We start from the raw sequence: 12,331 nt of genomic DNA on the forward strand, positions 1-12,331 counted from the left end.
GCATGCTAGCGTAGCTAAATCAGAAATAAGCCCTCCCCTATACCATGACTACACAATTGTACCTGAGCCACCAGGTCCAGACACACTTTGAACTCAACCCGTTCAAACTCAAAAAAGACACCGAAACCATCCTCGCATTTGACTGGCGTGCGATGTGGCGCTGCGAGCTCCTCATCTCTACAGAATCAAATGACGAGCACGTCTTTATATTCACCAATGCGGTGACCCGCTACTCCATCCTGCTGGTGGAGCGCGACCACGAGATTCACAATCTCCTGCACGCCTTCCACGAGCAACTCATTGCCTTGTTTGGCGACACACTGGAAAGCCAAGATTTTGACCAATGGCTCATGCAACTCGACCTCCTCAGTGACTCAGCGACATCGCTCGATGATCAAATGAGACAGATTGCAGACTTGAGCATCACGCAACTAGGAGCTCACGATGCCGACATCAGCGCTGCCGAACATGCAGTGAACAATGTCAGGCACGATCTCACGAGCCCAATGCAGCGCACTCAATCGCAACTATCGCACTCACGTCGCAGTACGATTCCACGCCGCAAGGTGCGTCGCCGCTTACCCAAGAAGTCGCTGTAGCGTCTCCTCACTCACCGGGCGGACGTCACGAATATCGCCACCCACCATTCCATTGAGCAAGTCGCGACAAGCATCTTTCGCAGCTTGATCTGGAAAATCCATGCCCACCAAGGCTCGGCCAACGCGCTCACCCGAATATTCGTAGTTGAAGTAACATAGGCTGCTGTAGTCGCTGACCTTCTCCATGAACTGCTGGAATGCTCCAGCGCGCTCAGGAAACTCGACATTGACGAAAAGCGGACAGGTAAAGAGGCTGGGATCGTAGTTGATGATCCGGTAGTCCACGATTTCCTCACTAGAGACGTCTGCTGCAGTCACACAACGCGCTTCGAGAAGCGCATCAACGGCAGCGTATTCTTCAGCTGAGCCAATCATGCCAATTACCGGATACTGCTCCTCCGTTCCGACGCGACCATATTGAAGATCGACGATACTGACCGCTTCAGGCAATGCCTTCAAGAAATCAAGCAAGGAACCATTACCTTCCGGAATAGGCACTCTGAGGAATCTACGGTGACGCGAACCAATGCCCGCACGACGAGAAATGTTTGCCAGCTGAGCAAAGTCCATATTCGCCCCACAGATGATCGTGAGCACCTTTTCACCTGGCTTGATTTTGCCTGCTGCAAAGTCTTTAGCGATCGCCGCCAAGCCCATGGCACCACTTGGCTCGGGGATAGCGCGCACCGTCTCCCAGAGGCGGCGCACACCATGGCACACCTCATCATTCGATACCGTCACAATCTCATCGAGAAGATCCTTACAAATTTCAAATGTATTCTCACCCACCTTGCGCACTGCCGTGCCATCACAAAAAACATCGAGGTACTCGAGTTCCACCGGTTTGCCTGCTTCTATCGCCGCCTTCATCGAAGCCTGATCTTCACCTTCGACGCCGATCACCTTACATTCAGGCCAGTACTTCTTGAGCCAGCAGCTCACTGACGACGCAAGTCCACCGCCGCCCACGGCTATATAGACTCGATCAAATGGCCCATGGCCACTCATCACAATCTCATCCGCCACAGTTCCTTGCCCACCCATCGTGACAGGATCATTGTATGGATGAATGTATTCAGCACCTACCTCATCACAATAGGCCCGCGCGGCAATTCCCGCCTCGTCGTATGAGTCTCCGATAAGGCGGATCTCTACGTGCTCGCCACCATGACGCTTCACCTCGTGTTGCTTCACCTCAGGAGTCGACACCGGCATGAACACAATTGCTTGGCACTGCAGCTTACGCGCAGCCAAAGCCACACCTTGTCCGTGATTCCCCGCGGATGCTGCGATGATTCCTTTGGCGCGCTGCACCTCACTCAATGCCGCTACGGCATTGTAGGCTCCACGCCATTTGTAGGCTTTGATTGGCCCCAAATCTTCACGCTTTGCCCACAATTCAAAATCATATTCCGCAATCTCCAGCTGCTGCAGTGGGGTGACATCACCTGCTGCATACACACGCTGACGTGCCATCAAAATCTCTTGGAATAGTTGTTCTTGGTTCATAGCGATTAGGGACTGCTGATAGTCACACGCATCCGTTGTTGGTCAATCGTAAAAACCTCCACCTTCCCCCCTTGCCATGATTGGCATTTCCAGACTAACATACGCCCCGTACGCACAGTACTGTGCCACAAAACCATACTTAATTATACCCATGAGCATCAACGTAGGCGACAAAGCGCCAGACTTCACCCTCGTCACTCTAGGATCCAATGGCCCAGAGACATTCACTCTCTCTGAAGCAATTGGCTCCAAAAACATTGTTCTCCTCTTCGTGCCAATGGCATTCACCGGTGGTTGTACCAAGGAATTCTGCGATATTTCTCAGAACATCAGCACCTATGACCAACTCGATGCGACGGTACTCGGCATCTCCGGCGACAACCCATTCGCACAAGCAGCTTGGGCCGAAAAAGAAGGCATCACCATCAGCCTACTCGCAGACTACGAGCATAGTGCCACAGAAGCATATGGAGTGGCTTACCAAAGCTTCCTTCCCGAAAAGAACCTGATCATGGGCGGTGTGCCTAAGCGTTCCGCCTTCGTCATCGACAAGCAAGGAGTCGTACAATACGCCGAAGTCCTCGAAGTCCCTAGCGACATGCCCGACTTCGAAGCCATCCAGCAGTGCCTCAAGGGCCTTTAGCCTAAGCAACACCTCCTCTCTCAAGTAGCAGTCCCGCCGGTTTAGCCGGAGGGGCTGCTTTTTTGTTGAACCCTAGCCAATGATTGAAGCCGCCCCTCATGGCCAAGCAGCCAACAGAACTGTAAATATTACAGCCTCAAGCCATCGCTTGCTGTAAGCCATACAGGAGCACAACTGCATTCATCACCCGTGGACAAACCCACAACCCTTGACTTATCAAGGATCACAACCACTCACATCCATCTTGGCACAGTGCCTGTATAAATAAACTAGCTTGCGCGTCCCCCGCAGCGCAACACCCCCAAACACCCCCAAACACCCCCAAACACCCCCAAACACCCCCAAACACCCCCAAACACCCCCAAACACATTGATCCTCATCCCCCCATGGGGATCAATGCCCCCCTTTCCCCTCGATACCCCAATGCGATGAAATTGCTCACCCCCGCTAAACAATTTCACGCTAACAACACACTCTGGTAAACTAAGGTCCATTCGATCTGCTCACACCCCAAGCAGGTCAAATTGATGATGCTGAGATCCATGATCAGTCAGCTGTAGATAGGAAACCAGAGTGTGTTTTTGGGTTTTAGTGGGCGTCCCCCCCCTCTCCCGATTTTCTCCGACGCCGGCAAGCATGCACATTCTCTCTGCACGGCAGTCCAGCCTCCCTCCAGTGCTTGCCACCCTTCCATCCATCTGGTCACCAGTACTTTGATCCTAGTCCACGACTCCAGGGGGCACCTCGGGTGACCGCAAGCTACCACATAGCCCCCCAATGAAGATGTGTCTCTTCTAGATCATGATGGCATTTCTAAAGTCTTCTTCATGAGAAGGAAATCCTCCCCCCCCGCTCTGATCAAGTGAGATGCTTCACCTCTTTTGAATGTTTTCTCCTGCTGTGTAATCTTTACGGATCACGTTCAATCAAGACGGTAAATTATACAGGTTTTTTTGAGCACCTTTGAGCCACCTGGCCACGAAACCCTTGATTTAACAAGCTTTTGAACCCTCTCTGAAAACTTGGCACAGTGGTTGCATAATAGTTCATCGAGCATCGGCCGCCGGCCAAGCTCCTCCACCTCCAGATAAAACATTGAACGCCTTCTCGGCTGAGTGATACCATCACTTAATCCCTAAACCGCGTGAATGTCAGGCTGGCTCACAAACCTCCAAACCAACCTTATAGACGATGACTCCTAAACTCACTAAAACGATCCTCTTCGCCGCAGCTCTAACCGTGCCAGCACTTACTAATCACGCAATCGCCGGCTCACTCCTCGTTTCAGTCTCTGACGCTGGCCAGACCACCAGCGCCTTGGACAACACCAACGTGTTCGATTTTAACGACCTCTCCACAGGCTACAACTATGACGTCTCCATGGAAGGTGTCGGTTCATTTGATCAACTCTTCATTTCTAACGCCAATGTATGGGGCGGCGCAGTGGACGAGAGCACAGGACAAGCTTCCAAGTTCTCTTGGGTAGGCAACCGCTGGTCAAACACAACCACACTCAGCCTCAACTCCCCAAGCTCCTACTTTGGATTTTGGTGGTCAGCTGGCGACGCAAGCAACTTACTCACTTTCTACAGTGGCGCCGATGTGGTGGCTGAGTACACCACGGCTTCCATGTTCGACAACCTCGCTCTTGGCACTGACTATTATGGCAACCCACTCACAGGTGGCAACAAAGGCGAGCCTTATGCCTTCATCAACTTCTTTGGCGATGAGAACACCAGCTGGGATAGTGTCGAGCTTACCACCCAAGGAGGCGGCGGCTTCGAGTCGGACAACTACACCACCCGCATCGAATCATTCAACCCACTCTCCGATAGCATCGCAGACATTGGTACCGTCGTAGGCGAAGTCAATGGCACCCAAACCACCACTGTAGACAGCGGCACCACCACTTGGGTATGGGCTCAAGAAAGTGCTCCAGGTGCCCCAACACCACCACTGTACGCACTCATGCTTTTCGCCGCAGTCTTGGGCATGAAAGACAAAATCAGAGAGTTCAAACGCTAGAACCTGGTGCCCAGTTGCCACCTAGCAAGCGAACAGACGAACTTAGAGCAAAGCCCCACATCACAATGTGGGTTTTTTTCATGCTATCAGCGTCACTTTATTGGAGCCCCCTCAAGAGACTCCAATCTAAATCTTTGTTCTACTATCATTGATTTGTGACTCAGAGCTGTGCTAGACTAACAACCTATGATGCAAGATTGGGTTTAATAAAATCCAGGGTGCCGCACCTAACTATCCTCCTCCATGACCCCTCCCTCCTCAAACTCCCAGGAAAAACCACCCCTCTGGAAAGGTCTGATCCCTTTGATCATTGTCTCACTATTGGCTTCTCAAGAGACAGTGGTCAGCGCCTATGGCGAGATCTGTAAGCCGATCGCCTTGTTCATCCTAAGCCTCTTTGGACTGAGCACCGCAGATCACGGCAGCTACATGAATGTGGCGCACCTCCAAGTTCCATGGACACGCGACTGTGCTGGCATGAACTTGCTTTTGGTGTTACTTGCCATCTTCGCTTGGATGAACCGTAACGTGAAGCAAGACCGCCGCTATTGGCTGCGCATGCTCGCGGTAATCCCTCCAGCTATAGCCGCCAATGTCTTGCGTGTGCTCACACTCGTCATGTATCGATTCGCCGTCTACCCAGAAGTTGAATCTCCACAGCTGCATTATTTCTTCGGGTTTATCTGGCTCATCCCATTTGCGCTTCTCTCGATCCCTCGCCAGGCTCAACACGCCAAGAAAGCCTTCTGGTTTGAACTTCTCCACATCTCTGCAATCCTTGGATTGCTAGCCCCACTACTCAGCCTTCCCAACCACTGGATCACTGCTGTGGGCGCACTCTTGTGCATGGTAAACTCGCGTTTTACGGAAACATTCCACAAACGTCACATCGTCGCAATTGCCGTATGGGCCCTGCTGGCATTTGCCATCGCATGGGCTGGAATCGAGTCCCTCTGGCTACCATGGCTCCTCATCAGCCCTCTCACCATCAATTTTAGATGGCTCATGCGTCCCGCTGGTATTGCCTGCGTCGCCACAGCCTGCCCACTTTTTGTGCTTATCCCGGGTTCTAACGTCCTCGCTAGCGTGATCTTTGCCTACCTAGCTTATGATTGGTACCGTCGGAGCGAGACCCACGCCATCGATGCTCCCAATCGGCTCAGCCTCAATTGGGAGCGACTCCTCACTACCGTCTCAGCACCTCTGCTCTTTCTGCCATTTTTAGCAGCCATTCTTTTCACCCTAAACTCAGAAAGCCTCGTGCCGCCAGATAACGTTCAAAAACGCGTGATCGAAGGGATGGGCTACGAATTAAAAATAGAGGGACAACCCGCCAAGCTCGGACTCATCTGGTACGACGCCCAAGGAAGCGATAGACACCACGCCGTAGAGGTCTGCCTCAAATACCGTGGCATCGAGCTAGAGCCCGCCGATGTCCCCTCAGTAAAAACCGATGGCAAGCATTGGTACTGCGAATACTTCATCGTCAGCCACAAACTGATCCAGGACCACCAAAGCTACGTCAAACAAACCTTTGGCTTCCGCCAAGATCCAGGCGTCCACCTCATCCTCATCGCCAAAAATCAAGATTTCAGCGCCGAAGACTTTGCGGAACAATCCAGAGAAGTTGCCACGCAATTGTTCAACAATATCAAGAAACCAAGCGTCGCCAGTACCACGCCATGAGAGGTAGCTCTCTGCAGCCTCTCTCTCCACATCATCGAAGAAACAGCCACAGACTGATTACCCTGCTTCTACACTTGTTAGGGGCTGTGCAACACTAGGCGTTTACAAATGATGATTTTGAGACTACAGCGTGGAGTCGCGCAGGCATGCGCTATCATCAATCCACCTCGATCATGGCAGCTCCAAAGAAACAAGATCCCGCAGTTATGCAAGAACGCGCCGAAGCCTGGACTGGCGACGCCGTACTCGCGCTCTACGTCCGTGAATGGATTCTCCAAGAACATGGCAGGATGGATGGCGAAATGTTCGTGCGCTTCACGTCAAATGAATTCCTCAGCTGCTACGGCAACCCCACTTCAGTGGAAGCGCAAATTGGCCGCATCTACGCTAAGGATGGCTTGCAAGCTGGCTTCGATTGGATCGAGAAAGAACTACAACCAAAGTTCCTCATTGCAGAGAAAGAATACCAACGCCTCCAACAAACCCAGGTACCTCGCAGGCTGCGTAAGTACGGTAAAAAGTAGGCTTCAGGCCGGTGGGTGTGGATTCACCCAATCGTGCTTCGGGTAGCGCCCAGCTAGGTCTTTGCGCATTTGCTCAAAACCACGCGCCCAAAACCCTTCTAGATCCTGCGTCATTTGCCACGGGCGTTGGTTGGGAGCGCAAATATTCACCAACACCTTCACCTTGCCATCTGCTATCGTTGGAGTCTGCTTCACCCCAAAAAGCCGCTGAACCTGCAGTGCGATTGCCGGAGCCTTGCCAAGCTCGTACTTGAGCTTCACTTCCCTACCATTATCTAACTTCAACCTTGTGGGGGCGTAATGATCCATAGCCGCCGTCTGTGCAGAAGAAAGCCAGCCCCTCAAAGCCGGCATCACTTCACGATCTTTAATCTCCTTGTAAGACACCGCGCCTTCGCAAATTTGCTCAAACGCGATCGCGCGATCCTCCTCATCAAAGCCCGGCAGCTCCAGCTCCGGTAGCCACTCGCGCAGGCACAACAATCGTGCGATCCATTGCTCAGCGCTTGCATCCCACTTCTTCAACTTCAACTCACCCGCTGCGACACGCTCCGCTAACAACTGTGAAGCCATCGACGCATCGGGAACGCCTCCGTCCTTTGAGGAAATAATGAGATCTCGGAACTTCAATTCATGACTCTGTACCACTCGCCGCAGCCCTTCGTCATAACGCGCACCCTCGCTCTCATAAAAATCTCCTGGAAATTGAGCCGCCAATTGCCCCTGATCGATCGCAACACCACGATCTAGATACAATTGAACCTCTTTACCCTGCACCTCGGTAAGCTGCGTTGCAACAAACATCGCTGCATCCGCCACCGCACTAGTTTCCTTCAGCCTACCCCTGCGCTTCCCTACCAAGCGACAAGCATAATTCCCACGTCCCAAACGCATCGCCACACGATCACTAAACGCCACCAAAACCGAACGACTGATCGCCTCAGCTTTCATCGAAAAATCCACTTCATTGAGTACAAGCCCCGCGCGTTCGCACTGCTGGATGATCTGACGGTATCCTTGATCAAGCTCACGCGCCGTTCGCGCCATCACCCCGATCCCCTGACATCTTTGTAGATCAAAGCGCATGGCTCGGGCCGACTCGAATGCTCGCCACTCAGCCACAAAATCGGAAGCGTCATCAGCATAGCGAAATTGCCCCACACCGTCACCATGCTTGGCAAATAAATCGCCCACCGGGACTGATGCCATGATGAACGCCACCTCTGCTAAACATCCTTCCCGCTCACCCTCAATCAACATGCGAGTAAACCTTGGATGCTCATGCCAATGCAGCATCGTCTGCCCAAGCTCAGTCAGAGTGCCATCCGCATCAGTCGCTCCAAGCTGCGCCAACAACGCCTCCACTTGTTGCAGCAATTCTTCGTTCGGTTGCTCAAACCACGGAAAATCACGCACATCACTATAACCCAATTGCTTCAAGCGTAGCACCTCAGCCGCGAGATCCACGCGCTGCACCTCGGCGGCATCAAAAGCCACCCGCCTCGCGTGGTCTGCTTCACTCCAAAGACGCACACAAACCCCTGGGCCAGTTCTCCCTGCACGCCCAGCTCGTTGCTCCGCCGATGCTCTCGAAATTTTCTCAATCAATAATGTATCCAACCCTCTCACTGGATCAAACTGTGCCACCCGGGCAGTACCAGCATCCACCACAGCACGCACACCGTCTATGGTCAGAGAGGTCTCTGCCACATTGGTCGAGATAATGATACGCCGCCGCTCCGAACCATCTCCATAGACAGCGAGATCTTGCTTATCTGCTGCTAGACTACTGTATAAAGGACACACCATGAAAGCGCGTGCCCAGCCAGCGGCTTCGATCAACTGCACCGTCTTGTTGATTTCAAACACTCCCGGCTGGAATACCAAAATATGCCCTTCTTGGAAGCGCCCTACCAGATCGCGTATTGCTAAAGCACAACGCTGCCACGAGTCCACTGGCTTGCGTGCACCACGTGCTGCAGCCGCCTCAGCACGATACTCAACCTCAACTGGATAACTGCGGCCCATTGACTCAAGTTCGACACACTCCTCCCCCAGATACTCCGAAAGCGCCCCCAACTCCAAGGTCGCAGACATCACCATCACCCTCAAAGGCTGACGCCGCTGCATGTCTAAGCTGAGGGCCAAGGAAATATCATTGGCCACCCTGCGCTCGTGAAACTCATCAAAAATGACCATCCCCACACCATCCATCTTCGCTCCCGTCAGCCATGACTCCAGCACACCGTCCGTCACAAACACCACACGTGTGGCCGCACTCATCTTGCGGTCAAACCTCACCACATACCCAACTTCCCCCCCCAAAGCGACACCACGCAAGCTAGCCACACGCCGAGCAAGCATCCTCGCCGCAATACGACGCGGCTGCACCACCACAATCAAACCATCAACAAGCCCAGAATCACATACAATCTGAGGCACCACTGTAGACTTCCCCGATCCAGTAGGGGCTTTAAGTAAGAGACGAGCATTCTCGTTCCCTAATGCATCAATGATCTTATTCCTAACGTCCTCGACCGGTAGCCTCACCATGGCCCGTTTCTATCGACAGCCCAGGAACTTGTCAACCAAGCCCCAATATCTCAGCCAGACGTAAAAATGACTAATCTGAAAAACAAAACATCTAACCCCATTGATTAATCTCACTCTAACAGAGCAAGCGAGGCTAGATGATTACTGTGCACCACACCTCGGCTGAGGCAGGTGCAGAATATGCTTCTTGTACTATTGCCTGCGGTAGGTGCGGCGGTACATTGACGGGCTCATGTTCATCACCTTGCGGAAGCCACGTGTGAAATTCGCGTGGTCTGAATACCCCACACTGACACCGATCTCTTTGACACTCATCTGAGTGCCAATCAAGCGCTCACAAGCGGTGGAAACCTTAGCCTGAATAATGAACTGCTTCGGAGTCGTGTTCATGTTTGCCTTAAACAAACGCTCTAAACTAGAAACTGATAAACCAACTGATTCAGCAATCTTACTCACCTTGATGTCTTTATCCACACTCTTGTAGATTGCCCCCACAATGGCAGCCATGTCCCGCTGCTGACTCGGAAGCGGCACACCCTCAGTGAGTCCAACACGACGGCTAATCCCCGCAGTCCCCACCACCATACCGTCACGGTTCTTCAGCGGCACCTTACTCGTAGCACGCCACTCAACTCCGTCTGTGGCCGTGACAACAAGCTCCACTTTGTTCCAAATCGACTGATCGGTCTCCATCACCGTTTGGTCATCTTGCATGTACACCTGAGCCATTTCCACCGGCACCATGTCACAATCACGCATGCCAACTTGTGGCTTGATTCTCAAGTGCCCACGGAATGCGTCATTAAAGTAGATAAACTCCCCTTTGGAGTTCTTTATCCAAAACATCACATCAGGCATCGCCTGAAATAAAACCAATGAAATCTGACCTGGTCGCAAGGCATCTAAGAACTCTTCTACCTCCTCCTCGTTGATATCAGTCACGTTTAAATCTTTAATCACACTCATCCCCTGACGAAATATCACAAAAACAGAAAACCGTCCACACTTTTTATCTATTATCTAACACACTCTACGCCAATATCCATTCAACGAACATGTAGAAATTAATCAAGTAGGGTGAAAAATCAATTTCGACTAAGAGTTAGAAAAATGTGTCTGATGGAATCTCAATGCTAGACAGTATCATTGATAATGGTTATAGGCAGGCCGGTTGCGGCTAACAAAACAGCCAAAACCCAAAACCTTAACACTAATAACTATGGAAAACGAACAACTAACGGAAAGCCAAAAGAAAGTTCTATTTTGGGCTAGCTTCCTTTCCCTCATGGCATCCGGCATGGCCTTCACATACCGCGCCCTCAGCCTTGGCGAGTGGGGTAGCAAGTTCAACCTGAGTGGAGCAGAACTCGGCGGAATTGTACTAGGTAACTACTTCTGGCCAATTGCGATCACCATGATCGTCTTCAGCTTGATTGTTGACTTTGTAGGCTACAAGCCATCAATGATCATTTGCTGGGTACTTCATGCGATCTCCGTCTACATGTCCTTCACTGCTGAGTCTATTGATCAAATCAAGTACGCAGCAATCTGTGCTGGTTTCGCTCACGGTATCGTAGAAGCGGTCATCAACCCAGTTTGTGCAGCAATCTACAACAAAGACAAAACAAAGTGGCTCAACATTCTCCACGCTGCCTGGCCTGCTGGCCTCATGGTTTGCTGTGTGATCATGTTCTTCACTTCTGATCTTGGCTACCAAACAAACGCACTTTGGACTGGTATTCCAATCCTTGCCTACGGCGTCATGTTCCTCATCTCTAAGTTCCCAGTAGACGAGCGTGTTGCTGCAAAGATCCCATACAAAGAATCTCTTAAGGATGTCGGTTTCCTCTCTGCTTCTGTAGCAGGTTTCCTTCTCACCCACGCGGTTTACGGCGTGATTACTGGTCAGCAAATGGACATCTACGTTGCTGCTGGTATCGGTCTAGTAATCGGCGCAATCTTCGGCTTCATCACGAAGTCTGTTGGTAGTGTCATGTACTTTATTCTCTGCTTGCTCATGGTACCACTTGCTACCACCGAGCTAGGAACTGACGGCTGGATTCAGGAACTCATGCGCTCTTCTATGGGTAAATATGCTGGTCTTGCTCTTGCTCTTTCAGCAGGCATCATGATGGTTCTCCGCTTCCAAGCTGGCATCTTCACCAAGCTTTTCACAGCTCCAGTGATCCTTACTATCAGCTCCTTCTTCTCCATGACTGGTCTGATTCTCCTTTCACAGGTGAGCAGCGCATTCATGATCATCCTCGCATTCGTTATCTACGCAGTAGGTCAAACATTCTACTGGCCAACTGTTCTTGGCTTCACTTCCGAGCAGTTCCCTAAAGGTGGCGCAATGGCACTCAACACAGTTTCCGCGATTGGTCTTCTCTCCGTGGGTATCATCGGCACACCACTCATCGGTGCGTTCCAGGATCACCACGCTCAGAAGAACGTCAGAGAAATCTCTACAGAGATCTACGAAGCTGCTAAGAAAGAAGCTGCTATGTTCAACTTCAAGTACGAAGCACTTGATGGCGCAAAAGCTGCAGAAATGGCTGAAGAACTCGGTCTTGAAGAAGAAGTTTCCACAGCCAAGGCAATGTCCGGCAAGCAGGCACTCTTCACCACGGCACTTGCCTTTCCACTCGTGATGGGCATCTGTTACTTCTTTATCGCAGTATGGTACAAGTCACGCGGCGGCTACAAGCCAGTCGAACTCGACACCAACACTGAATTCTAAGATTCTTCTCGATAGGAATTCTTTGCTTGGAATTTCCCCTAACATTCCTTT

The 12,331-nt window shown here is 51.6% G+C and carries 9 protein-coding genes; 6 read left to right on the forward strand and 3 right to left on the reverse strand.

What is annotated here, in order from left to right; translation table 11 throughout:
* Positions 1-44 precede the first annotated feature (44 nt).
* Positions 45-599: a hypothetical protein gene (locus tag F454_RS0104280; RefSeq protein ID WP_018969392.1), complete on the forward strand. Its 555-nt coding sequence runs from the start codon at positions 45-47 to the stop codon at positions 597-599.
* On the opposite strand, the gene F454_RS0104285 is transcribed toward F454_RS0104280, so the two are convergent.
* Positions 579-2,108, reverse strand: coding sequence for a pyridoxal-phosphate dependent enzyme (locus F454_RS0104285; RefSeq protein ID WP_018969393.1), 1,530 nt, complete (start codon positions 2,106-2,108; stop codon positions 579-581). The genes F454_RS0104280 and F454_RS0104285 overlap by 21 nt on opposite strands.
* Positions 2,109-2,259: 151 nt before the next feature.
* Between F454_RS0104285 and F454_RS0104290 the strand changes: the two genes are divergently transcribed.
* The 4 genes from F454_RS0104290 (at position 2,260) to F454_RS14145 (ending at position 6,987) form a co-directional block, all read left to right on the forward strand.
* Entirely contained in the window at positions 2,260-2,751 is a 492-nt protein-coding gene (locus F454_RS0104290; RefSeq protein ID WP_018969394.1) for a redoxin domain-containing protein, read from the forward strand.
* A 1,192-nt stretch (positions 2,752-3,943) separates the two neighbouring features.
* Positions 3,944-4,777 carry an Npun_F0296 family exosortase-dependent surface protein gene (locus F454_RS0104300; protein ID WP_018969396.1) on the forward strand — a complete coding sequence of 278 codons (834 nt, stop codon included), beginning with the start codon at positions 3,944-3,946 and terminating at the stop codon, positions 4,775-4,777.
* 243 nt (positions 4,778-5,020) lie between these two features.
* On the forward strand, positions 5,021-6,463 hold the full coding sequence (gene xrtZ / locus F454_RS0104305; RefSeq protein WP_018969397.1) for an exosortase Z: 1,443 nt from the start codon (positions 5,021-5,023) through the stop codon (positions 6,461-6,463).
* Between the two features lie 146 nt (positions 6,464-6,609).
* A complete protein-coding gene (locus tag F454_RS14145; RefSeq protein ID WP_018969398.1) occupies positions 6,610-6,987 on the forward strand; it encodes a ribonuclease III domain-containing protein in 378 nt (125 codons plus the stop codon).
* A 3-nt stretch (positions 6,988-6,990) separates the two neighbouring features.
* On the opposite strand, the gene hrpB is transcribed toward F454_RS14145, so the two are convergent.
* Complete coding sequence (gene hrpB / locus F454_RS14150) at positions 6,991-9,540, reverse strand: ATP-dependent helicase HrpB (protein ID WP_018969399.1); 2,550 nt, start codon at positions 9,538-9,540, stop codon at positions 6,991-6,993.
* A gap of 192 nt (positions 9,541-9,732) precedes the next feature.
* Complete coding sequence (locus tag F454_RS0104320) at positions 9,733-10,500, reverse strand: AraC family transcriptional regulator (protein ID WP_169334316.1); 768 nt, start codon at positions 10,498-10,500, stop codon at positions 9,733-9,735.
* 259 nt (positions 10,501-10,759) lie between these two features.
* Between F454_RS0104320 and F454_RS0104325 the strand changes: the two genes are divergently transcribed.
* A complete protein-coding gene (locus F454_RS0104325; RefSeq protein WP_018969401.1) occupies positions 10,760-12,280 on the forward strand; it encodes an MFS transporter in 1,521 nt (506 codons plus the stop codon).
* Positions 12,281-12,331 lie beyond the last annotated feature (51 nt).

This window comes from Rubritalea marina DSM 17716 (assembly GCF_000378105.1).
Classification (GTDB): domain Bacteria; phylum Verrucomicrobiota; class Verrucomicrobiia; order Verrucomicrobiales; family Akkermansiaceae; genus Rubritalea; species Rubritalea marina.